The following is a 24904-nucleotide window of genomic DNA, read 5'->3' on the forward strand; positions in this document are numbered from 1 at the left end:
CAAAGTCCGGCTAATGTCGTTCCGTGCGTGTTCTCGTCCTCTGTCATAGCCCCGCTTACGAAACACTCGGCGGCGCTGAAAAATCGGTCATTGCGATCGCCTCCCGCTGGCGTGAACTCGACCCCTCGGTCGAGTTCACTTTCGTCGTCCCCGCGACCGACGGGCTCCTCGCGCCGGCGCTGACCGCGCGCGGTTTCGCCGTCAAAGGCATCCCGTCCTTCCCCTGGGTGCTGCGCAAGGTCCCCGACGACGGAGAGCGGATCCTGCGCTACCAGCGGCAGAACGCGCGCGCCGTCGAGCGCCTCGTCGAACTGATCCAGCGCGAGAAGACCGACCTCGTCGTGACGAACTCGATCGTCAACCCCTGGGCCGCCGTCGCCGCATCCATGGCAGGGCTCCCCCACGCCTGGCTCGTGCGCGAGTTCGGCGACCTCGATCACGGCCTGCAATTCGAATTCGGGGTCGAATCGACGTGGCGCGACATCGCGTCCCTCTCCGATCTGGTGGTCGCCAACTCCGAAGCGGTCCGCGACCACATCGAGTCGTTCGCCCCCGGAACCGACGCCGCGATCTCCTACCCGCCCGTGGCACTCCTCGACACGGCGGCCGCCGACGAGCAGCCGGATCCTCACGCACCGACCCTCTCGATCGTCTGCGTCGGCACGCTCTCCGTCTCCAAGGGCCAGGCGACCGCCGTCGCCGCGGTCGCCCGTCTCGCGCAGGGCGGCGTCGACGCCGAGCTCACCCTGGTCGGCGCCGACTCCCCCGCCGGATATCGCGACGAGCTGCGCGCTCTCGCCGACCGCCTGGGCGTCGGCGACCGGGTGACGATCCTCCCCCCGACCGACGCCGTGCAGGAGATCATCCAACGAGCCCACATCGGTGTCACCCCCTCGGTCATGGAGGCCTTCGGACGTGTCACCCTCGAATACATGCTGCTCGGCAAGCCGGTGGTCGGCGCGCGCTCGGGAGGCACGGTCGAGCTGATCGATTCCGGTCGCTCCGGCTACCTGGTCACCCCCGGCAACGCCGACGACATGGCCGTCGCTCTCGCGGCGTACGCGCACGATCGCGACCTGATCGCCCGGCACGGCGCCAACGCACGAGAGCGTGCGGTCGCGTTCACCAGCGGCGATCGCACCCTGGACGCCCTGGTGGCCCGCCTGCAGGAGCTGGGCGCGACGAGACGCGGTGCGGCACCGACCCCGCGGCTCGTCGCCGCGACCATGGGCGAGGCTGGTCGCGCCCTCGACTGGGTGCGGCGCAGCATCGACAACCGAACCCAGACCGCGGAGTACCGCCTCGGCGCTCGGGTCGTCGGACCCGCGCGCCGCGCGCGGAACCTCGCGAAGCGTGCCAGACGCGGTGTCGACTCCGTGGTGTCGGCACGGCCGTCCGAGACGAAGCGCGCTCCGTCCGCGAGCCGGGGTCCCATCGACGTGACCCGCGCGGTCGGCGCCGGCGCAGCCAAGCAGAAGCGTGGCATCCGCACCGTGGCGAAGGACCAGGCTGTGGCCGTCGCGCTGGTACGGCGCGGGCTGGTCGACAAGGTCTTCTACGGCATCCAGGCCGGCAAGCGGTTCGCGACCGATCTCGACGCGGCCCGTCACTTCCTCTCGACGGGTGTGGCCGCCGGCCTCGCACCCTCGGCGCTGTTCGAACCGGAGTGGGCGGGAGCGATCTCCGGAAAACCCGCTCCGATCGTCGTGCGTTACGTCGCCGGCCACGGCGGCACGGATCTCGGGCGCGTGTGGACGAAGCCGATGCACGAGTCGTCCACCGAGCTCGTCCCCTCCACCACCGTCGCCCCGGACGTCCTCCTGGCCCCGCCCGTCGACGGCTCCGCCTTCACCGATCCGCGCAAGCTGTACGACCGTGTCGGACGCTTCGAGGCGTCCGAGCTGTCGCGGCAGCCCAGCTCGGCGGTCACCGGGATCCACTGGAACGAGCAGCTCGCCGCCAGTGCGCAGCGCTCCGACGACGTGGTGTCGATCCTGATGCTCACCTACAACGACTGGCGCCGCACCATCGTCGCGATCGACGCTGTGCTCGCAGCGCAGACCGATGTCGAGTTCGAGCTGGTGCTCGTCGACAACGGATCGAAGCCGCAGGTGCGCCGGATCCTCCGCGCGCTCTACGACGACGACCCGCGCGTCACGATCATCGTCTCCCCCATCAACCTGAACTTCGCCGGCGGCTGCAACCTGGCGTTCGTCCACTCGCGTGGATCGCGCATCGTCCTGCTCAACAACGACACCGAGGTCACGGACGGCTGGTTGGACGCGCTCGTCGCGCCGTTGGAGGACCCGGCGACAGTCGGTACCCAGTCGCTCCTGATCTACGCCCACGGCACCATCCAGACCGCCGGAACGGTGTTCGACGGCCCGACCGTTCTACCCAGGCACTTCCTGACCGATCACCCGATCGAGGACGCACTCGCACTCGACCCCGGGACCCTCGACGGCTTCTCCGCCGTCACGGCCGCCTGCCTCGCTCTGCGGGCACGCGACTTCGCCCAGGTGCAGGGCTTCGACGAGCTCTTCGCGAACGGCATGGAGGACGTCGATCTCTGCCTCCGCCTGCGCGAGGAGCTGGACGGCACGTTCCGTGTTGTCACCGACTCCCGGGTCGTCCACTACGAGAGCGTCAGCGAGGGCCGTGGCGCCCGCACGGTCCCGAACCGCGCGCGCTACTGGCAGCGCTGGGCCGGATCAATGCCCCCGTCGGACGCCTGGCGGTACGACGAGCTCGGTCTGGCCACCGTCTCCTTCGCGCCCCGCGGCAGGAAACCGGGCGAGATCGGTCTCACGCACGGCACGGAGCCCACGACGATCCGACTCACCGGTGACCGGGCGCAGCGGCTCCGCGTGGCGGTCCGTCGTCCCTACCTGTCCCTCAAAGACGGACGCACGCCCGTCCGCGGCCTCGTGGTGGATGCCGTCGTCGCAGCCGTGCAGGCGAGCGACGCGCACGTCATCGTGGACACGGCGTCGACGCGGTATCGCCGCTCCCGCGTGCTCGACGACGTCGTGGTGCACTTCGCCTTCGACGGCGAGCCGGACATCCAGCCGGGCATCCGGAACATCGTGATCGCCTCAGGCGACGACATCGATCGTCAATTCGTGCGCTTCGGAGATGTGATCATCCGACTTCCCGAGCCCGATGCCGACGGTGCGGACATCGTCTTCGAGCTGGACGCCGACGCCGAGCGCGAACTGCGCGCAGCGATCTCGTGACGCGGGTGGTCGAGGCCGGGGCGATCTCGCCCGCGACCCCGCGTTCGAAACGAACCTTCCCGGAGATCCAGGCCCTGCGGACGATCGCGGTCGGCGGCGTCGTCCTCTACCATCTGTTCCCCGGCGTGCTGCGGGGCGGATACGCCGGAGTGGACGTCTTCTTCGTCATCTCGGGATTCCTGATCACGACGCACCTCCTCCGTGAGCTCGACGCCACCGGCCGTATCCGGTTCGGCGCGTTCTACGCCCGCCGGGCTCGGCGACTGCTGCCGGCCGCGTTCCTGGTGCTCCTGGTCACCGGTGTTCTGACGTTCGCCGTGCTGCCCGAACGCAACTGGTCCCAGGTGCTTCAGGAGATCGGCGCCTCCGCGGCGTACGTCGAGAACTGGCTCCTCGCGTCCGACTCGGTCGACTATCTCGCGCAGAGCGCGAACATCGCGAGCCCCGTTCAGCATTTCTGGTCGCTTTCCGTCGAGGAACAGTTCTACCTGGTCTGGCCGCTGCTCCTCGTGCTCGGATGGTGGATCGCGTCCAAGCTGCCGAGCCGGCGTCGGCTCGTCATCGTCGCCGCCCTGCTCTCGGTCGTCTTCGTCGGATCGTTCATCACGAGCGTCGTACTCACCACATCGAATCCCGGCCCGGCCTACTTCGCGACGACGACGCGCGCGTGGGAGTTCGCCGCAGGAGGTATCCTGGGCCTCTTCCTGCGGCGCACAGAGAGGTTCGACGGTGCACGCGCTCTGCTGTCGTGGCTCGGGCTCGCCGCGATCGCCGCGACCTTCCTCCTCTACACGGGAGCGACACCTTTCCCCGGCTTCACGGCTCTGCTTCCCGTCGCCGGCACCCTCGCCGTGATTGCGGCAGGCGATCCACGACGGCCGTGGTCCCCTCGCTTGGTGATGGGGTTGCGCCCGGTGCAATACACCGGCGACATCTCATACAGCCTGTATCTCTGGCATTGGCCCCTGGCGATCTTCGCGCTCTCCCTCCTCGGCGATGTGGGTCCGTTCGGCCATCTGCTCATCGGAGTGCTCGCGTTCGTGCTTGCTGCTCTGACCAAGCGTTACATCGAGGACCCGGCCCGCGTTGCGCCCTTCCTCGTCCGGCGAGCGCCACGAGTGACACTCCTTCTCACCGCCGGCGCGATGGTCGTCGTGCTGGTGACGACGCTCACCGGTGCCACCGCGATTCGATCGCGGATCGATGCGGAGGCTGCTGCTGGCCGCTCTGCGCTGGCGAGCGGAACGGCGTGCATGGGTGCCGGCTTCCTCGCCGACGCCGATTGCCGTGCCGACACGCTTCCCGCCGCACTCGTTCCCGGCGTCGACGGCGCACTCACGGATGACGTGAATACACCCGCGTGCTGGAGCAAGAACGGTGACTCGAGCGTGAAGGTGTGCTCGTACGGTCCCCGGGCGAATGCCGCGCTCTCCGTCGCGCTGGTCGGCGACTCTCACAGCAATCAGTACCTCGCCGCCGTAGAGCAACTCGCCGCCACAGAACGCTGGCGCGTCGATGTCTATGGAAAGACGGGGTGCGTCTGGACCGGCGCGACACAGGTCGAATCGCCCGACTGGGCGAAGAACTGCGAGGAGTGGAAGAGGTCGCTCAACGCCCGACTGGCCGCGTCGAAGCCGTACGACCTGGTGATCACGAGCTATTCGGCCACGAGCCTCATCGCTGCAGCGCCTGGCCGATCCCTCCGGTCCACCATCGTCGACGGCTTCGTCGATGCCTGGAAGCCCGTGGCTGACCGCGGAACGCGAATCGTCGCCATCAAGGACAACCCTCGACCGATCGACGGCTATCTGGACTGCATCGACCGGAACAAGCGTGACGCCGGGACCAAGTGCGCCCGAGGCGAGAAGCAGGCGCTGAACTACTTCGACGGTCAGCCGCAGGCGGTCCAAAGAGTTCCCGGGGCCTCCTTGGTCGACCTCACGCCGTACTTCTGCCAGAACGCGGTCTGCCCGCCCGTGATCGGCGACGTCATCGTCTACCGGGACGCGACCCACCTCACGTCGAGCTACACACGCACGCTCGCCCCGATGCTGCGCGAAGCGATCCTCGCGAAGACCGGCCTGAAAGAGAAGCCGGCCGCCTGAGAACAGGCGGCCGGCTTCCGGTCGAGGGCGACTCGCGGCGCTGATCGAGCGCGCGGCTCCGAGCGCGTGGCTCCGAGCACGTGGCTCCCAGCGCGCGGCTCAGTGGAAGAAGTGCCGCTCCCCCGTGAAGTACATCGTCACGCCGGCGGCCTGCGCCGCGGCGATGACCTCGTCGTCCCGGATGGACCCGCCCGGCTGCACGATGGCACGCACGCCGGCGGCGATCAGGATCTCGGGGCCGTCGGCGAAGGGGAAGAACGCGTCCGAGGCGGCGACGGATCCGGCGGCGCGGTCGCCCGCGCGCGCGACGGCGAGGTTGCACGAGTCGACGCGGTTGACCTGGCCCATGCCGACGCCGACGGATGCCCCGTCGTGTGCCAGCAGGATGGCGTTCGACTTGACCGCGCGGCAGGCCTTCCAGGCGAATTCGAGGTCGGAACGCGTCGCGGCGTCGGCCTCGTCGCCGGAGACGAGCGTCCAGCCCGCCGAGCTGAACTCGTCGAACCGGTCGGAGTCCTGCACGAGAACGCCGCCGGAAAGCTGACGGAACTCGGTGCGCGCCCGCGCATACCCCTCCGGCAGCTGCAGGATGCGCAGGTTCTTCTTGGTCTGCAGCAGGGCGAGCGCCTCTGGCTCGTACGCCGGCGCGATCAGGACCTCGGTGAAGATGCCCTTCACGGTCTCCGCCATCGCGAGCGTGACGGTGCGGTTCGCCGCGATGACGCCGCCGTAGGCCGAGACGGGGTCGCACTCGTGCGCCTTGCGATGGGCCACGGCGATGTCGTCCGCCACCGCGATGCCGCACGGGTTGGCGTGCTTGATGATGGCGACCGCGGGCTCGCTGAAGTCGTACGCGCTGCGCAGCGCGGCATCCGCGTCGACGAAGTTGTTGTACGACATCTCCTTGCCACCGAGCTGCGTGGCCTGCGCGATGCCGCGGCCGGCCGGGTCGACGTAGAGGGCGGCGGCCTGGTGGGAGTTCTCGCCGTAACGCAGGGTCTGCTTCAGCTCGGCCTGAACGGCGAAACGCTCGGGGAAGTCGGCGGTCGACGGGGCGTCGCCCGCGAACCAGGCCGCGACGGCGCCGTCGTAGGCGGCCGTGTGGGCGAAGGCTTCGGCGGCGAGCGCGCGGCGCTGCTCGAAGGTGGTGCCTCCCGCGGCGAGCGCCTCGAGGATCGACGGGTAGTGCGACGGCGACACGACGATCGCCACGTTCGCATGGTTCTTGGCCGACGCCCTCACCATCGCCGGGCCCCCGATGTCGATCTGCTCGACGACATCGTTGCCGACGGCGCCCGAGGCGACCGTCTCGACGAAGGGGTAGAGGTTCACGACGACCAGCTCGAACGGCTTGATCTCGAGGTCCTTCAACTGCGTCTCGTGCGACTCGAGCCGCAGATCGGCGAGCAGCCCCGAGTGGATGGCGGGGTGCAGGGTCTTCACACGGCCGTCGAGGGACTCGGGGAATCCGGTGACGCTGGCGACGTCGGTCACGGCGTACCCGGCGTCGCGGATGGTCGAGGCGGTGCTGCCGGTCGACACGATCTCCACACCGGCCCCGGCGAGCGCCTCGGCCAGGTCGAGCAGTCCGGACTTGTCACTGACCGAGATCAGTGCACGGCGGATGGGAACGATGTCGCGTTCGCGGTAGAGGCTGGAGTCGTGGCTGGGTCCACTCATACTCGTGCGAGCTCCTTGAGGTCGATGTGTCCGTTGGCGATGTCGAGCACGGCGTCGATGAGCAGCCGTCGCTCCACGGGTTTGATGCGCTCGTGCAGGGCGGCCTCGGTGTCGCCCGCGTGCACGGGGACGCGCTCCTGGCTGATGATCGGGCCGGCATCCACGCCGTTGTCGACCACGATGAGGCTGGCGCCGGTCTGCGTGGCACCCGCGGCCAGAGCATCCCGCACGCCGTGGGCGCCGGGGAACTCGGGCAGGTAGGCGGGGTGCGTGTTGATGAGGAACGGCGAGAACGCCTCCACCACGCGCCGCGGCACCAGGCGCATGAACCCCGACAGGATGACGAGGTCGGGCTGCCACTGCTGGATCTGCTCGAGCAGGGTGTCTCCCCACTCCTCGCGGTCGTCGAACGACGAGAACGGCACGGTGAACGACGGGATGCCGAACTCCTCGGCGTGAGCGAGGCCGTCGGCGTCGCGGTCGGCTCCGACGGCGACGACGCGGGCGGGGAACTCGGCGTCCTCGGAGGCCTCGAGGAGGGCACGCAGGTTCGACCCGCCGCCGGAGATCAGCACGACAATCGAGAGCACGCCCCCAGCCTACCGGGCGCCTCAGGCGGGTCAGACCAGCCGGAGACCCCACCGGGCGGGGGCGATCCGGAAGATCTGCCGGAAGAGCGCCGTGCCCGTGAGCACGCCGAGCGCGATGGCGACCAGGGACCCGATCAGGGCGGTGAGACTGGCCGCATCCAGGTTCGTCCCCGCCGCACTCTGGGTGAGTCCGATCAGGCCGGTCGCGCCGGGGACCAGCAGCCAGAAGGCAGGCAGGAAGCAGACGACGGCCGGCGGGGCTCCGGGGATGGACTGCACGAGGTAGGCGACGACGGTGAGCGCCAAGGCGCCGAAGAAGCCGCTGAATACGTTGCCGGCCAGGAAGGAGCCCAGCACCTGGCCGCCGTAGGCGACCAGGAGCACGAGCGTCAGGAAGTACAGGGAGCGGCGCGGTCCGCAGTAGTACAGGAAGACCCCGAGGGAGAAGAGCAGCACGCCGAGCCAGGGCTGCACGGCGCCGAGCGCAGGCTGGCTCGCGAAGAGCGCGACAGACGCGGGGACACCCGTGATGGTGAGGGCGGCGATGATCCCGAAGGCGAGGAAGAGCAGCTGCGCGATCCCCGAGACCAGGCGGCTCGAGCCCGCGACCATGTCACCGGCCGCGAGCTCCTGGATGCCCGTGGTCAGCACCGCACCGGGCAGCAGCGTGACCAGCGGCGGCACCAGCACCTGCAGGGGCTCCTGGATGAGGTGGGCCCCTGCTGCCGAGAACACGAGCAGCGCGAGCACGAATGCGGTCAGCACCGGCAGCAGGATGGCGGCGTAGGTGCCGGGCCGCACGACCAGCTTCGCGATCCCGACCAGCACACCGAGCACGAAGGCGTAGGCCATGCTGAGCGGATCGGCACCGAGCAGCACCAGTCCGACGCCGGCGGCGGCGAGGCCGTGTCCGAGCACCCGCAGCGTGGTGCCGAATCGCGGCTTGGCGGCGATGATCGCATCGATGGCCTCGATGCCCTGCGCGGCGGTGATCGTGCCGGCCGTCGCCTGGTCGACGACGGCGTAGATGTGCGACGCCCGGTCGAAGCGCACCTCGCCACCTGTCGGCTCGGCGACCTCGAACCGCGTCTCCTTCTCGTCCGGCATCCCGACGAAGATCAGCGTGGGGAAGACGATGAGGGCGGTCTTCGGCGAACCGAGCGCGATCGCCACCCAGGTGAGCGTGCGCTGGATGTCGGTGGCGGCGGTTCCCACCGAGAGGAGCGCACTGCCCAGCTTCACCAGGAACTCCTGGAGCTCCTCGGACGGGCTGTCGACCCGCGGCGTCGCCTCCAGCGACCGGGCATGGAAACGCACCCTCGGCAGACGGAACTGCGACCGCCACGCATTCACCGTCGCGACCGCCCTCCTGCCAGTAGACCGATGACCGCGGCGACGGCCACTTCACCGGCCGCGATCGCCCCGACGAGCCACGGGTTCGGCCCGACGTCATGGAGCCGGCCCGGCCCGAGTGACCCGGACGACCACCACGCGAGCAGCCCGAGCTCGATGCCCGCAACGATACCGATGGCGAGCGCGGTGAGGAAGAGGGTGGCGGTGCCGCGATGCGCGTTGGCGGACTCGATCCGCCAGCGCAGCAGTCCGGCGGCGAGGAAGCCGGCGACGATGGGCACGAGCACGCCGATCAGTCCGAATGAGAACCCGCCGGGCGGGATGACACCGAACAGCGGCAGCCCGGGGATCGGGCCCAGCTCGGTGCCGATCGGACTCACGGATGACCCGGTGCCGATCGCGAAGCCGGGTCCGATCATCCACGAGGCCAGCCAGATCACGAGATTCGGCAGCACCGACAGCTGGCCGATCGTGAGCGCGGCACCGCCGAGCCCGCCCGCCTGCAGCTGCTCGTAGAGGCCGATGACGGCGCCGAAGTTCACCACGATCAGGATGGCGAGGATGATGCCGGCCCCGGCGATGACCATCGCTGCCGCCGCCGTTCCTGCGCGCAGGGCGCCGGCCGCGATGTCCCTGACGACGAGCGGGATCGCATCGAGCCACCCTCGGATCAATCCGCCGGGTACGGGTCGACGTGGTGCGTCCGTCGCGTCCGCGGTGGCGCCCGTGTCCCGGATGCCGGCGCCGGGTGCGCCTGCTGCGCCGGCCGGCCCGGCCGCGGCGCCCACGGCCGGCTCCCGCCGCAGATGGGCGAACACCAGGCCGAGTCCGATCCCGATGGCGTAGACGAGGGGTGGCAGCAGGATGCCCTGCCAGGCGGACGGCATGACCGGAGCACTGCGCGCCGTGAAGGTGACGACGGCGGCCAGCAGCCCGACGGTGACGACGGCGCTGACCGCACCGGTCACGCGGTACGGCGTCTCGGAGGCGCGGAGGCCGGTGCGCACGCCGAGTCCGGTCGTGAGCGCCGCGAAACCGAGAGCGGCGATCGTGATGGTGAAGGGCGCGACGGCGCCGGGAAGTCCGAGGGCCGTGCCGAGCTGCGCGTTCAACGCGACGGTGAGGTCGACCCCGTGCCCGACGAGCCAGATGTCGGCCGACGCCCGCCAGAAGACGAACCAGTCGGCCGCGAGATGGTACTGCGCCGCCCAGAGGATGGTGAGCGGCACCAGACTGATGCCGAGCCCGATCGCGACGACGATGACCGCCTCCAGCGCGGCGAGCAGGGCGACGGTTGTTCGATTCATGACCGAACGGAGCCTACCTGCCCCCGCTACGGCCGGGGCCTCGACACTTCGCGCGCTCAGGGTACGGTGACGATCGGCGTCTCGTCGTCCGCCGTCTCCGGCACCGTGATCACGGGACGCTGGACGAGTTCGAGGATCACGATGACGATCGCCGCGATCACCAGGGTCCAGATGATGAGGCCCGGCGTGAGCGGTCGGACGAAGAGCACGACCGCCGCCGCGATGACCGCGATCGCCGCCCGCAGCAGCACCCGCTGCGCATAGAGCCACTCGCCCGTGCGCCCCGTCGAGATGCCGTGCCGCTCAGCCGCCTCGCGCACCCATGTCGTGCCGGCGCCGAAGAAGCCCCTGAGGCGCCGTGGCACCGCGAACGGGCCGGAGTACCAGGCCACCAGCGCCACCACGATCGCCAGCACGAGCACGGCGACGCCGGTATCGACCATCGCGGTGGTGACCGTCGAGAACACGGTTCTCGCGACATCCGACGGGAGGAGCGATGGGGACACCGAGGCGATGAAGACGAGGCGCCCGATGGCGATGCCCGCGACGATGACGACCATCCCGAGCGCCAGCGCGACCGCCGACCAGACCAGTGCGAGCGCCCGCCGCCGGGCGACGAGCACGCCCGCCGCGAGGAACAGGAGCGCCACCCACGGCAGCCAGGCACCCGCGCCGACGGCGAGCCCGTAGAAGAGCTGGATCGTCGGCAGCGAGGAGTTCTGCGCGACGGTGATGGTGCGATCGACGCTCGGTATCTGCGACGCGAACGTCATCCCCTGCTGCACGAGCAGTTGTTTCACGCGGTCGATGATCGGCCCGAGCTGAACGCCGACGGAGCCGTCGGAGCCGACCGCGATCGCCGCCTTGGGGTCGCCCTGCATCGTGGCGACGAACTGCGCGTGGCTCGCTCTCAGAGCCTGCTGCCACACTTCCGCGAACGCATCCGAGGCCACGAAGTTGCCGACCGTCGACTTCACCAGCGTGACGATGCCCTGCGCGGCCGGTCCCTTCAGCGCCTCGAGTGCCTTCGTCGCGACCGGACCGGTGCCGAGCGAGGTGATGCCGTCGATCACCTGCGAGGTGAGGGCCGGGATGTCGACGTTCTGCTGGATGACCTGGACCGCCTGGTCGGTCACGTAGGCCTGGACACCGGGATCATCGGCGAGCGGGGCGTAGGCGGCGACGAAGCTGTCGGTGTCGGTGAGCTGCACCTTGGCCCAGGACGCCGCGACGGCGACCGGGGCGAGAATGGCGCCGATGAGGATGAGCACGGTGGCCAGCAGCGTCCAGCCCCAGCCGCGTTTGCGGCGGGTGGCCACGACGTCTCCCCCGCCGGAGACGCCATCGCCTTCCAGCGGCGGGATCGGCATGGTTTGCGCGTTATCGAGCCGCTCGCGCAGTGCTGCGTTCTCGCCTTCGAGCCGCTCGATCTTCGCGAGCAGTTCCGAACTCGTCACCCGTGCCATGATCGACCCCGTTCCCTCGTTGTGCTCACTGTAGCGCTGAGGCGCTGTCCGGCAGGGAAACGAGTACGGGCCCCGTGGACGAATCCGCGGGGCCCGTGACTGTGGAGGACGTGATCAGAGCGCGGCGTACACCTCGCGCAGGAGGGAAGCCGTCTCGCTCGGCGTCTTGCCGACCTTGACACCGGCGGCCTCGAGGGCCTCCTTCTTCGCCTGTGCGGTACCGGCCGAGCCCGAGACGATCGCGCCGGCGTGGCCCATCGTCTTGCCCTCCGGCGCGGTGAAGCCGGCGACGTAGCCGACGACCGGCTTGGTCACGTTGGCCTTGATGAAGTCGGCTGCCCGCTCTTCCGCGTCGCCGCCGATCTCGCCGATCATCACGATCGCCTTGGTCTCCGGGTCGGCCTCGAACGCGGCGAGCGCGTCGATGTGCGTCGTGCCGATGATCGGGTCGCCGCCGATGCCGATGGCGGTCGAGAAGCCCAGGTCGCGCAGCTCGTACATCATCTGGTAGGTCAGCGTGCCCGACTTCGAGACGAGACCGATCGGGCCCTTGCCCGTGATGTTGGCCGGGGTGATGCCGACGAGCGACTCACCCGGGGTGATGATGCCGGGGCAGTTCGGACCGATGATGCGGGTCTTGTTGCCCTTCTCCTGCGCGTAGGCCCAGAACTCGGCCGAGTCCTGCACGGGCACGCCCTCGGTGATGATCACGAGCAGCGGGATCTCGGCGTCGATCGCCTCGATCACCGCATCCTTCGTGAACGCCGGGGGGACGAATGCGATCGACACGTCGGCGCCGGTCTTCTCGATGGCCTCGGCGACCGTGCCGAACACGGGCAGCTCGACGTCGCCGTGCGTGACGGTCGTGCCGGCCTTGCGCGCGTTCACGCCGCCGACGACCTGCGTGCCGGCCTTCAGCATGAGGGCGGTGTGCTTGGTGCCCTCACCGCCGGTGATGCCCTGCACGATGACCTTGGAATCCTTGTTGAGGAAGATAGACATTGTTCTTCTCGCGCCCTTACTTCGCAGCCAGTTCGGCGGCCTTGTCGGCGCCTTCGTCCATGGTGAGAGCCAGCGTCACCAGCGGGTGAGCTGCCTCGGTGAGGATGCGGCGACCCTCGTCGACGTTGTTGCCGTCGAGACGCACCACGAGCGGCTTGTTCGCCTCGTCGCCGAGGATCTCCAGCGCCTTGACGATGCCGTTCGCGACGGCATCGCAGGCGGTGATCCCTCCGAAGACGTTGACGAACACGCTCTTGACCTGCGGGTCGTTGAGGATCACGTCGAGCCCGGCCGCCATGACGGCTGCCGACGCTCCGCCGCCGATGTCGAGGAAGTTGGCGGGCTTGACGCCCTTGTGCTTCTCGCCGGCGTACGCGACCACGTCGAGGGTGCTCATGACCAGCCCCGCGCCGTTGCCGATGATGCCGACCTCGCCGTCGAGCTTCACGTAGTTGAGGTCGCTCGCCTTCGCCTTGGCCTCGAGCGGGTCTGCTGCTGCCGCGTCCTCGAGCGCCTCGTGGTTCGGGTGGCGGAAGCCGGCGTTCTCGTCGAGCGTGACCTTGCCGTCGAGGGCGATGATGTCGCCCTCCTCGGTGAGCACGAGCGGGTTGACCTCGACGAGCGTCGCGTCCTCGCCCTTGTACACGTCGTAGAGCTTCACGAAGACGTCGGCGACCTTCTCGACGAGCTCGTCGGGGAAGCCGGCGGCCTTCGCGATCTCCGTGGCCTTCGCGGTGTCGACACCGGTGATCGGGTCGACCTCGATACGGGCGAGCGCCTCGGGCTTCTCGACCGCGAGCTGCTCGATCTCCATGCCGCCCTCGACGCTCGTGAGCGACAGGTAGGAGCGGTTGGCCCGGTCCAGCAGCACCGAGAAGTAGAACTCCTTCGCGATGCGGGCGCCGCCGGCGACCATCACGCGACGGACGATGTGGCCCTTGATGTCGAGACCCAGGATGGCGCGAGCCGCCTCTTCCGCCTCGTCAGGGTTCTTGGCGACCTTGACGCCGCCGGCCTTGCCACGACCACCCACCTTGACCTGCGCCTTGACGACGACCACGCCGCCGAGCTTCTCGGCCGCTGCGCGCACCTCCTCGGGGGTGTCCGCGACGATGCCCGGAAGGACCGGGACCCCGTACTGCTCAAACAGGTCTCTGGCCTGATACTCGTATAGATCCACGGTTATCCAATCCGCTGGTGCCGCGCGCGCTCGTGACGTGCGCTTTGTGGTTTTCTGGGCGGTTTCCAACGCGATTTAGCTCGACGCCGAGATAAATTCGCCAGTGAGAACTCTAGCGCGTCCGGCTGAACGCCCGCGCAACGGCCGGGTGGCCGGGTGGCCGACGACCGGGTGTCCGGATGGGCCGACGCCTCCACATGCGCACCCCACCTCGAGGCTCTCCACAGTTAGCGGCCGCGCGGTCCGCAGGGCGTTCCGAACCGCGAGCGTTGAGCCATGACACATCGCCTCACCTCTGCCGCAACGACCTTCGCTCTGCTCGCCCTCCTCGTCTTCCTCTCGGTCGTCGCCCCCGCCGCGCGCGCCGACGCCCTCACAGCGAACGGCCACGGCCCCGGCTACTTCTCCAGCGACGGATGGTGGCTCGGAACCTACACGCTCGACGACGGCTCTCAGGGATTCTGTCTCAACGCCGGCCGCGAGAGCCCCGTCGGGTTCGGCGCCGACGTCGTCGAGGGTGAGACGCTCGGCTGGTTCACGCCCGAGAAGTCCGCCCAGCTCGCCTACATCTCGCGCAGCTGGGCGGGCACCTCCGACCGCACCACAGCCGCGGCCGGGCAGCTGGCCACGTGGATGATCGCGGGGCTCAATGGGAAGACGCCCGAGTCGTACGCCGCGCGAGCCGGCGCAGACGCTGCGAAGGTGCTGGCTCGCGCGAAGTCGATGATCACCGAGACGCAACGGCAGGCGTCTCGCGCCGTGAGGGCCACCACCACCGTCGAGCTCGCCGACGCCGCCGCGGGCCGGGCACGGGTGGAGCTCGTCGTCGACCGGCTGACCGGCACCGAGATGATCGCGCCACGGACGCACTCGGCGACGGTCGAGCTGGTGGGCGCGGTCTTCGACGACGGGACGACCTCGGCCACGGTGAGCAACGGCGTCGACCTGTCGATCACGCCGACCGGCACCGAGCAGACCGTCTCCGTCACCGCCGCCGCGGCTTTCGGGGAGCTCCCGTACGGCGACCGGCTTCGGGTGGCCGTCCCGCGGGGCGACGCGCAGTCCCTGCTGATCGCCGTGCCGGCGACCGCGAAGGCGTCGGCCGAGGCCGAGGTCACCGGCGTCTCGCCGCTGCCGTTCCAGCCCGTCGTCCGCACCGTCACGAGTGCGGCCGAGGCGACTCCCGGCGCTGCCGTCAGCGATCACCTGACCGTCGAGGTCGAGCAGGGAGACGGACTCCTCCCCACCTGGGGCGTCTGGTCCTCCGACGACGGCATGCAGCCCGTCGGGGCGATCGTCGAGAGCACCCTCCTCGGACCGTTCCCCGAGGAGATCGAGCCGGCGCCGACGGCCCCGGACGGTGCACCCGTCGTGTGCACCGTCGAACTGGCCATCTCCGGACCCGGGGAGTACGACACCGAGCCGTGCACCGTCAGCGAACCCGGCAACTACGTCTGGGTCGAGAGGATCGAACCGGAACGCACGCCGGCCGATCAGGGTGGTTCCCGTCTGCGAGCGTGGCAGTCGACGTTCGGCGTCGCCAGCGAGATCACACAGGTGGTCGCTCCCGCCGCTCCCGTAGCCCCCGAGGCCCCCGAAGTGCCGGCACCAGCACCGGCACCGGCCGTGGCAGCACTCGCGGCCACCGGAACCGACGTCCCCGTGCCGGTTGTGGCGGCTGCCGCGGCCTCCGTCATCGGCGGGAGCGCTGCTCTCGTCGTCGCGCTGAAGACTCGTCGTCGTTCGGCGCATCGAGCTGGTAAGCGCAGGTCGGCCTGATGACGGCAGCGTCTGCGATGGCGCCGGGTCTCCGATGGCGCCGGGTCTCCGTCGGTGCCGGTTCTCTGCGTCAGATCCCCGCCCGAATGCCCATGCCGTGTCGCTTCTTCGCAGAAACGCGCGGGAGGATGGCTGCGTGCCCATCACGTCGACCCGTCGAGATCTCACCGACGTCGCCGCCGAGGCCCTCAACCTCGTCGGCGGCGGCCGGGCCCTGCTGCTGCAGATCGCCCACCCCGCGGTCGGTCGCGGCGTCGTCGAGCACAGCGACTTCGCGACCCGCATCATGGACCGCCTGCACGCGACCATGACGTACGTCTACGCCTCGGTGTACGCGGACCCCGAAGAGCTGGCCACGATCCGGCGCGCGGTGAACCGCGCCCATGTTCCCGTCCAGGCTCCCGCTGGCACGGCCGGGCCGGCCTACAACGCCTTCGATCCGGAACTCCAGCTGTGGGTCGCGGCGACGCTCTACGAGACCATGATGACCATCTACGAGCGCGTCTTCCCGGCGCTCACCGATGACGAGGCCGACACGATCTACCGCGACTTCGCCGTGGTCGGAACCGGGCTGCAGCTGCCCGCCTCGCTGTGGCCGGCCGATCGTCGCGCGTTCGCCGCCTATTGGAACGAGACGCTCGCCCTGCTGCAGCCGACCGCGGAGACGACGCGGGTCGCGAGTCAGCTCCTGCAGCCGCGCGGGGTTCCCTGGTGGGTGCGCGCCCTCATGCCGCAGGGGCGGCTCGTGACCATCGGTCTCCTGCCGGACGGCGTGCGCGCGGGCTTCGGCCTGGCGTGGACCTCCCGCGACCAGCGACGTTTCGACGGCTGGATGCGCTGGGCTGCGCGGGTCTACCCGCGACTGCCCCGTTCCCTTCGGCATCGGCCCAAGGAGATCTACCTGAAGCGGCTGCGACGGATGACCGCCGACGACGCCGCGAGACGCGACCGCGCGACTCCCTAGCCGCAGGCGCGGTCCGGCCGCCGGGAGGCAGAACACGCTCCCCCCTCGACTCCCTGACTGCCGCCCGACTACGCAGCCACCCCGACCACGCAGCCACCCCGACCACGCAGCTACCCGGGCCACGCAGCTACCCGGCCGCCGGGGCTCCCCGCCGCCCAGATGACTCGACGAACCGACGCTCCACCCACCGGGCGGCGAGCACGAGCACGATGCCCACCCCCGCGCCGAGCACGGTCTCGAGCACCCGGTCGACGGCGAGCACGCTGAGGGGCACCGGACTCACCAGGTGCGACACCGACAGCGCCATCGGCGTGATGAACACCAGAGCGGAGCCGTAGTGCCGTCCGACCAGGATCTCCGCGAAGACCTGGCACACGACGATCACGGCGATCACGAACAGCGGAGGAGGCGACCAGAACAGCAGAAGCACCGTGACGCCCACGCCGACGACGGTTCCGACGATCCGGTGGACCGAACGGGAGATCGAGTGGGCCGACCTGGCGGGCGGGATGACGGCGACGAGGCTCACGATCGCCCAGTAGGCGTGGCCGAGGCCGAACAGCAGCGCAATTCCGCCGGCGATGAGCACACCGAGGAGGTTCTGGGCGATGGTGAGCCAGACGCGCAGGTCGCGAACGGCCCCGCGGTCGACGCTCGGGGCGCGGCGGAGCTCCTTGAAGAACAGCTCTCCGAACACGCCGCGATCGAGCCCGCGCGCACGTCGCAGCAGCCAGCCCGACATCGTCAGCAGCCACGAGAACACCGCGACCGACGCCGCGAGCAGCACGCGCGGCACGATGTCGGCCGCGGGGGTCGGCACCGCGGCGCAGACGAGCAGAGCGAACACGAAGAACAACGGCTGGGCGGGGATCAGTTGGAACGTCGCTGCGAGAAGCGTCCCGCCGGCGACGATCACGAGCAGCAGCGGAGCGAGCAGCCAGAGGGGCTCGCCGAGCGCGGCGACGAGGATCCCGAGCGTGATGCTGACCAGCAGCGCGACCGCACCGACCGACACGCTCCGGATGCGCAACCGGTACGGCTCGTTGCGGCCGTAGAGCGCCGTGAACGCACCGAAGGTCGCATAGGCGGTCAGGTCCAGCCGGCCTACGGCGAGCAGCACCAACAACGGGACACCCACCGCGAGCGCCGCACGCAGGCCCACTTCCACGCTGAGTCCCGAAGGCACCGAACGCCGTTCCGTCGGTCGCGCCCGCCCACCGTGCGACTCAGCGCCCGTTCCGCCGTCCGGCGCGGAGGCCATCACAGCTTTTCGATGGGGGCGATCTTGATGAGGAGCTTCTTCGCGCCCACCTTCTCGAACTGCACGTGTGCCACGCGCTTCGCGCCCTCGCCGGTCACCGCGGTGACCCGGCCGTCGCCGAAGTCGCTGTGCCGGATGCGGTCGCCCGCCACGAGCTCCAGGTCGCCGTTGTCGCGCACCTGCCCGGTGACCCGGTTCGGCCATTCCGCCTTCGGCCGGTCGGGCGCACGTCCGCCACCCGCGCCGTACCCGCCCGAGCCCGGACTATCGTTCCAGCGCGAGCCGGAGCCCGACGAACCGGAGCCCGACGAGCCGCTCCCGCTGCCGAGGCCCGGACGTCGCGCATTGAGCGCCCGCGACTGCGAACCGCCGCGGCCGTTCGCCGTGCCCGGGGACTGCTTCCAGTCGATCAGATCGGCGGGGATCTCCTGCAGGTACCGGCTGGGCATCGCCACCGCCGTCTCCCCGAACTGCGCCCTGGTCATCGCGAGCGACAGGAAGAGACGCTTCTTCGCCCGCGTGATGCCGACATAGAACAGACGCCGTTCCTCGGCCGGCCCGCCCGGCTCGTTCGCCGACATCCGGTGCGGCAGCAGGTCTTCCTCGATGCCCGTGAGGAACACCGCGTCGTACTCGAGCCCCTTCGCGGTGTGCAGGGTCATCAGCGAGACCGTTCCGCTCGAGTCGTCGATCTCGTCGGCGGCCGCGACCAGCGACACCTCGGTGAGGAAGTCGATCAGCCCGCCATCCGGATTGTTGCGCGCGAACTCGCGGGTCACCGCGACGAGCTCGTCGACGTTCTCGGCGCGCGCCTCGTCTTGCGGGTCGCGGCTGTTGCGGAGCGCGTCGAGGTACCCGCTCTCGTCGAGCAGGTAGGTGAGCACGTCGGCCACCGGCGATGCACCCGCCGGGTTGGCAGGGTCGACCATTTCCGTCGCCGTGTCGAGGAGACCGGCGAGCTGCAGGATCGCGGCCGTCACCTTCGGGCCGAGCCCGAGCGAGCCCGCGTCGCGCATCGCCTGGCGGAAGCTCACGCCGTTGTCGTCGGCGTAACTGCCCAGCTGGGTTTCGGTGGCAGGGCCGATGCCGCGCTTGGGCGTGTTCAGGATGCGCCGCAGTGCGAGGGCGTCGTCGGGATTCGCCACCGCCGTGAGGTAGGCCATCGCGTCTTTGATCTCGGCGCGCTCGTAGAACTTGGTGCCGCCCATGATGCGGTACGGCAGGGCCGAGCGGATGAAGATCTCCTCCAGCGCACGCGTCTGCGCGTTCGTGCGGTAGAAGACCGCGATCTCGCTGTAGGCCATGCCCGCCGCGTGGAGCTTCTCGATCTCGTCGGCTACGAACTGCGCCTCGTCGTGACCGGAGTACCCCGTGAACCCGATGATCTTGTCGCCGTCGCCGACCGCCGTCCACAGCTTCTTGTCTTTGCGGTCGAAGTTGTTGGCGATCACCGAGTTCGCGGCGCTCAGGATGTTCTGCGTCGACCGGTAGTTCTGCTCGAGCAGCACCACCTTCGCTCCCGGGAAGTCGCGCTCGAACTCGACGATGTTGCGGATGTCGGCGCCGCGGAACGCGTAGATCGACTGATCGGAGTCGCCGACGACGGTGAGCGAGGCGCCGGGGATGACGCCGAGGGGGTCGCGCATCCGGTCGACGTGGTGGCCCTGCGCCTCGAGCTCGTCGGCGATCGCAGGGGCGATCGGCATGGTCAGCTCGCGGATCAGCGAATACTGCGCGTGGTTCGTGTCCTGGTACTCGTCGACCAGGATGTGCCGGAACCGCCGCTGATAGAGCGCCGCGACCTTGGGGAACGCACGGAAGAGGAAGACGGTCTCCGCGATGAGGTCGTCGAAGTCGAAGGCATTCGCGCTGCGCAGCTGCCGGGTGTACTGCCGGAAGATCTCGAGGAACATGACCTCTTGCGGGTCGCTCAGATTGGCCGACCGGGCGTACGTCTCGATGTCGGTGAGCTCGTTCTTGAGCTTCGAGATGCGCGCGGCGGCGCCCGCGACCGTGAAGCCGAGGGTGTCGGCATCCAGCCCCTTGATGATGCGCTTGAGCAGGGCGCGCGTGTCGCCCGAGTCGTAGATCGTGAAGCTCTGCGTCTTGCCGATCGTCTCGGCCTCGCGACGCAGGATGCGCACACACGCCGAGTGGAAGGTCGAGATCCACATCCCCTGCGCCGTGTCGCCGACGAGAGCCTGCACGCGCTCGCGCATCTCCGCGGCCGCCTTGTTGGTGAACGTGATCGCGAGGATCTGGCTCGGCCACGCCTCGCGGCTCTGGAGCAGACCGGCGATGCGGCGCGTGAGCACGCTCGTCTTGCCCGACCCGGCGCCGGCGACGATCAGCAGCGCCGCGCCACGGTACTCGGCCGCCTCCCGCTGCTGCGGGTTGAGACCGGCGAAGAGCCGCTCGTGCGCGCTGTCGGAGCCGCCGTCGCCCGAGGGACCACCCTGCCGGCCGTCGAGAATGATGGGGGTGGCGGAGTTCGAGGTGTCGGGGTTGGAGAGGCTCGTCATGTCTCCATCGATTTTAGCCGCCACCACCGTCATCCGGGTTCCGCGCGCGGATCACCGGCGCCGTCCCGGCCGCGTCCGCGCTACCGGCCGTCGCGCACGGCCACCGCGAGGTCCGGATGATCGACGAAGACGCCGTCCACCCCGGAGTTGAGCACGATCGAGAACAACCGGCGCCAGTCGCCCCATTGGGCGTCGAGAGCCTCGGCCCGCCGAAACTCCGCCGGCAGCAGCCCGTTCTCCGGCCGCAGCGTCCAGCAGAACACCTCGAGCCCGGCGGAGTGCGCCGTGTCCACGAGATCCGACGTCACCGCGCCCACATCGTCGCCGTCGTCGAACAACGCCACCGCGACCGATCCGGAGGCCAGCACCTGCCCCGTCTCGACGCTGATCCCGTCGACGCGCTCGGCCGGTCCCGCTGCCGCGAGCGCATAGAGTCCGCGTGCCGTCAGGTCATCCGCGTACCCCGGAGCCGTCGACCCCAGCCGCGCCACCCGGTCGGCCGGCGCTCCCTCGTCTTCGAGCAGGTACACCCGCTTGCCCCGGAAGCCGCGGCCGTGCAGCCGGGTCAGCACGGTCTTCTCGAAGCTCTCCACCACCAGCCCGGGGTTGTCGAACCAGCCCGCCTCGCCCAACTCGCTCGCGAACAGCTCGTCGAGGGGCAGGCCGATCGACTCGAAGTACGTCGCGTGCTTGAGCTCGGCGACGATCCCGAGCAGTCGCGCCGCGTCGTCGCTCGCGCGCTCCACGATCGTGAACAGGTCGCTCAGTCGCAGCAGCGGGTACCGTCCGTCGAACGTCGAGCTCGCCTGCCGGATGCCTCCCAGCCGCTCCTTCGCCCGCAGCGTCGTCAGCTCCGCCCAGGTGAAATCCTCCGTGAACCACCCGGTGACCTCCGCCCCGTCGACCTCCTTGGTCGTGCGCTTCGCCGCGAACTCCGGATGCTCGGCGACATCCGTCGTGCCCGAGATCTCGTTCTCGTGCCGCAGCACGAGCACGCCGTCCTTCGACGCGACCAGGTCCGGCTCCACGGCGTCCGCCCCGAGAGCGAAGGCGAGCTCGTAGGCCGCCGCCGTGTGTTCGGGGCGGTACCCGCACGCGCCCCGATGACCGATGATCAGGGGGCCTGTATGCGCGCGCATGGAGCGATACTAGCCCGCGGTCGGGGGCTGGTCGCCCGCTCATCCGGGTGACAGAATCAACGCGTGTCCGTCCGGGAGCCCTCCGCAGCAGCCGGCTGGAGCGAGCCCGCGAGCCGCCTGGAGCTGCACTGGGGCGCATATCGGCCCCGGCTCCTCGCGGGGCTGGTGCTCATCATGGTCGGCACCGGCTGCATCCTGCTCACGTCCGCGTACAGCCTGCCGTTCCTGCTCGCCGGCTCCCTGATCCAGCCGGCAGGGTGGGCACTCCTGCCGTCGTGGATCGGGCGGCGCGTCGCCGTCGTCGTCCCGGTGCTCGGCTTCACCTGGCTCATGCTCGGCGGCGCCTCGTTCGCGTGGTGCTTCGCCGTACCGCTCGCCGCCTGGTTGCTCGTGCGACTGCGCCCGCTCCTGTCGTACGTCGTGCTCGTTCTGCCGATCGCGTCGAGCATCGTGCTCGCCCGCACCGTGACCGATTACTCGGTGAGCTGGGTCTCCATCCTGGTGAGCACCCTGGTGGTCATCGCGGGCGCCTGGCTGGCACGGTGGGTCGCTGTATTGGTCGATTCAAGGCAATCTGTCAGAACTCTCAGAAAACAAGCGGATAGATTGGACTGACCCACCCCGGACTTCCCGGACCCACAACGTGAGCAGAGGAACCCATGGCTACTTCGAACCCGGCCTTCTCGCAGACCCCGGCCTTCCAGAACTCCAGCGCAATGAACTCCACTGTGAGCGCTGAGCAGCTGCAGGAGCTGTACGCGTCGCCGTCGGCCACCGCTGCAGACACCGACCGCATGACGGTCGAAGACACCATCAAGAAGACCGGCATCAGCTTCGGCATCCTGGTCGTCGGTGCGCTCATCGGCTGGGTCGTGCCCGGTCTGTGGATCGCGGGTATGGTCGTCGGCCTCGTGCTGGCCTTCGTCAACATCTTCCACAACCGCAAGAAGCTCCCGTCCGCCGGCCTGACCCTCGCGTACGCCGGCGCTCAGGGCATCTTCATCGGCGGCATCTCGCGGTTCTACGAGGAGATCGCCAGCGGCGTCGTCGTGCAGGCGGTGCTCGGCACGGTCGTGGTCGTCGGCGTCACCCTCGCCCTGTTCGCGAGCGGCAAGATCCGCGCATCCGCCAAGGCCACCAAGATCTGGCTGATCGCCATGATCGGCTACGTAGTGTTCTCCCTCATCAACCTCGTGCTCATCTGGACCGGCGCCAACAGCGACCCGTGGGGGCTCAGCGGCTCGGTCAAGATCTTCGGCATCCCGCTCGGTCTCATCATCGGTGTCCTCGTCGTCATCATGTGCGCCTACTCGCTGGTGCTCGACTTCGACATGATCCAGCAGGGCGTCAAGAACCGCGCCCCGCGTGCTGTCGGCTGGGCGGGCGCTTTCGGCATCATGCTCACCGTGATCTGGCTGTACCTCGAACTGCTGCGCATCTTCGCCATCGCGCGAAACTAGCGACACGCGACCAGCGCGGCACAGCACAAACCTGCGAGCGACACCTCGCACGCGAAAGGGCCGGGACGACGATTCGTCCCGGCCCTTTCGTAGCCCCGGCCCTTTCGCATCCCGCACGCCCGCCGTGTCAGGCGCACAACTCCGGAACCTCCGGGCGACACGCCGCCCGAAACGCCACAACTCCGGAAGCCTGAAGCCTTTCGGCCCCGATCTTCCGGAGTTGTGACAGAGCGCCGTCGCCCGGCACTACGGGAGCGTCACTCCCACTCGATCGTTCCCGGCGGCTTCGACGTCACGTCGAGCACGACGCGGTTGACGCCGTCGACCTCGTTCGTGATGCGGTTGGAGATCTTGGCGAGCAGTTCGTACGGCAGACGAGTCCAGTCCGCGGTCATCGCGTCCTCGCTCGACACCGGGCGCAGCACGATCGGGTGCCCGTAGGTGCGGCCGTCGCCCTGAACGCCCACCGAGCGCACATCCGCCAGCAGCACGACCGGGCACTGCCAGATCTCGCCGTCGAGGCCGGCCTCGCTCAGCTCGGCGCGCACGATGGCGTCGGCGTCGCGGAGCAGCTCCAGGCGCTCGTGCGTCACCTCGCCGACGATCCGGATGCCCAGGCCGGGGCCGGGGAACGGCTGGCGTCCCACGATCGCCTCGGGCAGACCGAGCTCGCGGCCGATGGCACGCACCTCGTCCTTGAACAGGGTCCGCAGCGGCTCGACGAGCTCGAACTGCAGGTCTTCCGGAAGGCCGCCGACGTTGTGGTGGCTCTTGATGTTCGCGGTGCCCGTGCCCCCGCCCGACTCCACCACATCCGGGTAGAGGGTGCCCTGCACCAGGAAGCGGATCGGGTCGCCTTCGCTCGCGGCCTCGGTGATCAGGTCGGCCTGCGCCTGCTCGAAGGTGCGGATGAACTCGCGGCCGATGATCTTGCGCTTGGTCTCGGGGTCGCTCACGCCGGCGAGCGCGTCGAGGAACTGCTTCTCGGCGTCGATCGTGACGAGGCGAACGCCGGTGGCCTTCACGTAGTCCTCTTCGACCTGACGGCGCTCGTCCTTGCGGAGCAGTCCGTGGTCGACGAAGACGCAGACCAGCTGGTCGCCGACCGCCTTGTGCACCAGCGCGGCCGCCACGGCGGAGTCGACGCCGCCGGAGAGCGCGCAGATGACGCGACCCGAGCCGACCTGCGCCTGGATCGCCGCCACCTGGTCGGCGATCACGTTGCCGCTGTTCCAGTCGGCCGGGATGCCGGCGGCGCGGTGCAGGAAGTTCTCGAGCACGGCCTGGCCGTAGGCCGAGTGCTTCACCTCGGGGTGCCACTGCACGCCGTACAGCTTGCGCTCGTCGTTCGCGAACGCGGCGACGGGCGTCGAGTCGGTCGAGGCCAGCACCTCGAAGCCCTCCGGAGCACGGGACACGGAGTCGCCGTGGCTCATCCACGCGGTCTGCTCCTCGGGCTGGCCGTCGAGCAACACCCCCGACTCGCTGATCCGCACGGCGGTCGAGCCGTACTCGCGCGCTCCGGTGTGCGCGACCTCGCCGCCGAGGGCGGTCGCCATCACCTGGAAGCCGTAGCAGATGCCGAGCACGGGGACGCCGAGCTCGAAGATGCCCTCGTCGAGCTGCGGGGCGCCCTCTTCGTAGACGCTCGACGGTCCGCCGGAGAGCACGATGCCCGACGGCTTCTTGGCGGCGACCTCGGCGGCCGTGACGGTGTGCGGCACGATCTCCGAGTAGACGCTCGCCTCGCGGACGCGCCGCGCGATCAGCTGGGCGTACTGCGCGCCGAAGTCGACGACGAGAACAGGACCGGACGGGTTGGCCGCGTCGGCCCCTCCCAGGATCTCGGAGAAAACGGGG

Annotated in this window: 17 protein-coding genes; 6 read left to right on the forward strand and 11 right to left on the reverse strand. The window is 69.7% G+C overall.

Annotated features, from left to right (window positions below):
• The first annotated feature begins 23 nt into the window (after nucleotides 1–23).
• Together PKE84_RS02700 and PKE84_RS02705 are read left to right on the forward strand one after the other, a co-directional pair.
• On the forward strand, nucleotides 24–3236 hold the full coding sequence (locus PKE84_RS02700) for a glycosyltransferase (protein WP_271175648.1): 3213 nt from the start codon (nucleotides 24–26) through the stop codon (nucleotides 3234–3236).
• Nucleotides 3233–5341 carry an acyltransferase family protein gene (locus PKE84_RS02705; protein ID WP_271175649.1) on the forward strand — a complete coding sequence of 703 codons (2109 nt, stop codon included), beginning with the start codon at nucleotides 3233–3235 and terminating at the stop codon, nucleotides 5339–5341. Before PKE84_RS02700 ends, PKE84_RS02705 begins: the two co-directional genes overlap by 4 nt.
• A 99-nt stretch (nucleotides 5342–5440) precedes the next feature.
• Here the strand turns inward: PKE84_RS02705 and purH are convergent, their stop codons facing one another.
• The 7 genes from purH to sucC all read right to left on the reverse strand — a co-directional run bounded on the left by purH (nucleotide 5441) and on the right by sucC (nucleotide 13919).
• Nucleotides 5441–7021 carry a bifunctional phosphoribosylaminoimidazolecarboxamide formyltransferase/IMP cyclohydrolase gene (purH, locus tag PKE84_RS02710; RefSeq protein WP_271175650.1) on the reverse strand — a complete coding sequence of 527 codons (1581 nt, stop codon included), beginning with the start codon at nucleotides 7019–7021 and terminating at the stop codon, nucleotides 5441–5443.
• The gene (purN, locus tag PKE84_RS02715) at nucleotides 7018–7611 is read right to left on the reverse strand and encodes a phosphoribosylglycinamide formyltransferase (RefSeq protein ID WP_271175651.1); all 594 of its coding nucleotides are present in this window, start codon (nucleotides 7609–7611) and stop codon (nucleotides 7018–7020) included. The genes purH and purN overlap by 4 nt, the downstream gene beginning before the upstream one ends.
• Before the next feature lie 30 nt (nucleotides 7612–7641).
• Nucleotides 7642–8928, reverse strand: coding sequence for a threonine/serine exporter family protein (locus tag PKE84_RS02720; protein ID WP_271175652.1), 1287 nt, complete (start codon nucleotides 8926–8928; stop codon nucleotides 7642–7644).
• A 32-nt stretch (nucleotides 8929–8960) separates the two neighbouring features.
• Entirely contained in the window at nucleotides 8961–10271 is a 1311-nt protein-coding gene (locus PKE84_RS02725; RefSeq protein ID WP_271175653.1) for a cell division protein PerM, read from the reverse strand.
• 56 nt (nucleotides 10272–10327) lie between these two features.
• Nucleotides 10328–11737 (reverse strand): hypothetical protein, encoded by a 1410-nt coding sequence (locus PKE84_RS02730; protein WP_271175654.1) that lies wholly within the window; start codon nucleotides 11735–11737, stop codon nucleotides 10328–10330.
• A 114-nt stretch (nucleotides 11738–11851) separates the two neighbouring features.
• Entirely contained in the window at nucleotides 11852–12739 is an 888-nt protein-coding gene (sucD, locus tag PKE84_RS02735) for a succinate--CoA ligase subunit alpha (RefSeq protein ID WP_271175655.1), read from the reverse strand.
• A gap of 16 nt (nucleotides 12740–12755) precedes the next feature.
• Nucleotides 12756–13919 carry an ADP-forming succinate--CoA ligase subunit beta gene (gene sucC / locus PKE84_RS02740; protein ID WP_271175656.1) on the reverse strand — a complete coding sequence of 388 codons (1164 nt, stop codon included), beginning with the start codon at nucleotides 13917–13919 and terminating at the stop codon, nucleotides 12756–12758.
• 276 nt (nucleotides 13920–14195) lie between these two features.
• On the opposite strand from sucC, the gene PKE84_RS02745 reads away from it, so the two are divergent.
• Both PKE84_RS02745 and PKE84_RS02750 read left to right on the forward strand, forming a co-directional pair.
• Complete coding sequence (locus PKE84_RS02745; RefSeq protein ID WP_271175657.1) at nucleotides 14196–15698, forward strand: hypothetical protein; 1503 nt, start codon at nucleotides 14196–14198, stop codon at nucleotides 15696–15698.
• Nucleotides 15699–15834: 136 nt separating this feature from the next.
• On the forward strand, nucleotides 15835–16662 hold the full coding sequence (locus PKE84_RS02750; RefSeq protein ID WP_271175658.1) for an oxygenase MpaB family protein: 828 nt from the start codon (nucleotides 15835–15837) through the stop codon (nucleotides 16660–16662).
• 127 nt (nucleotides 16663–16789) lie between these two features.
• Here the strand turns inward: PKE84_RS02750 and PKE84_RS02755 are convergent, their stop codons facing one another.
• The 3 genes from PKE84_RS02755 to PKE84_RS02765 all read right to left on the reverse strand — a co-directional run bounded on the left by PKE84_RS02755 (nucleotide 16790) and on the right by PKE84_RS02765 (nucleotide 21584).
• A complete protein-coding gene (locus PKE84_RS02755) occupies nucleotides 16790–17830 on the reverse strand; it encodes an FUSC family protein (protein ID WP_271175659.1) in 1041 nt (346 codons plus the stop codon).
• Between the two features lie 92 nt (nucleotides 17831–17922).
• A complete protein-coding gene (locus tag PKE84_RS02760; protein WP_271175660.1) occupies nucleotides 17923–20445 on the reverse strand; it encodes an ATP-dependent helicase in 2523 nt (840 codons plus the stop codon).
• A gap of 80 nt (nucleotides 20446–20525) precedes the next feature.
• Entirely contained in the window at nucleotides 20526–21584 is a 1059-nt protein-coding gene (locus tag PKE84_RS02765) for a glycerophosphodiester phosphodiesterase family protein (protein WP_271175661.1), read from the reverse strand.
• Nucleotides 21585–21647: 63 nt separating this feature from the next.
• Between PKE84_RS02765 and PKE84_RS02770 the strand changes: the two genes are divergently transcribed.
• Entirely contained in the window at nucleotides 21648–22199 is a 552-nt protein-coding gene (locus PKE84_RS02770) for a hypothetical protein (RefSeq protein WP_271175662.1), read from the forward strand.
• Nucleotides 22200–22243: 44 nt separating this feature from the next.
• Nucleotides 22244–23044: a Bax inhibitor-1/YccA family protein gene (locus tag PKE84_RS02775; protein WP_271175663.1), complete on the forward strand. Its 801-nt coding sequence runs from the start codon at nucleotides 22244–22246 to the stop codon at nucleotides 23042–23044.
• A gap of 257 nt (nucleotides 23045–23301) precedes the next feature.
• Here the strand turns inward: PKE84_RS02775 and guaA are convergent, their stop codons facing one another.
• On the reverse strand, nucleotides 23302–24885 hold the full coding sequence (gene guaA, locus PKE84_RS02780; protein ID WP_271175765.1) for a glutamine-hydrolyzing GMP synthase: 1584 nt from the start codon (nucleotides 24883–24885) through the stop codon (nucleotides 23302–23304).
• Nucleotides 24886–24904 lie beyond the last annotated feature (19 nt).

Source organism: Leifsonia poae (assembly GCF_027921845.1).
Lineage (GTDB): Bacteria > Actinomycetota > Actinomycetes > Actinomycetales > Microbacteriaceae > Leifsonia > Leifsonia poae.

What these genes read in the sequence shown, in the direction of transcription:
- PKE84_RS02760 (WP_271175660.1), bottom strand. Translation starts at nt 20,445, where the DNA reads ATGACGAGCCTCTCCAACCCCGACACCTCGAACTCCGCCACCCCCATC.
- sucD (WP_271175655.1), bottom strand. Translation starts at nt 12,739, where the DNA reads ATGTCTATCTTCCTCAACAAGGATTCCAAGGTCATCGTGCAGGGCATC.
- purH (WP_271175650.1), bottom strand. Translation starts at nt 7,021, where the DNA reads ATGAGTGGACCCAGCCACGACTCCAGCCTCTACCGCGAACGCGACATC.
- PKE84_RS02725 (WP_271175653.1), bottom strand. Translation starts at nt 10,271, where the DNA reads ATGAATCGAACAACCGTCGCCCTGCTCGCCGCGCTGGAGGCGGTCATC.
- PKE84_RS02730 (WP_271175654.1), bottom strand. Translation starts at nt 11,737, where the DNA reads ATGGCACGGGTGACGAGTTCGGAACTGCTCGCGAAGATCGAGCGGCTC.
- PKE84_RS02765 (WP_271175661.1), bottom strand. Translation starts at nt 21,584, where the DNA reads ATGCGCGCGCATACAGGCCCCCTGATCATCGGTCATCGGGGCGCGTGC.
- PKE84_RS02745 (WP_271175657.1), top strand. Translation starts at nt 14,196, where the DNA reads ATGACACATCGCCTCACCTCTGCCGCAACGACCTTCGCTCTGCTCGCC.
- PKE84_RS02775 (WP_271175663.1), top strand. Translation starts at nt 22,244, where the DNA reads ATGGCTACTTCGAACCCGGCCTTCTCGCAGACCCCGGCCTTCCAGAAC.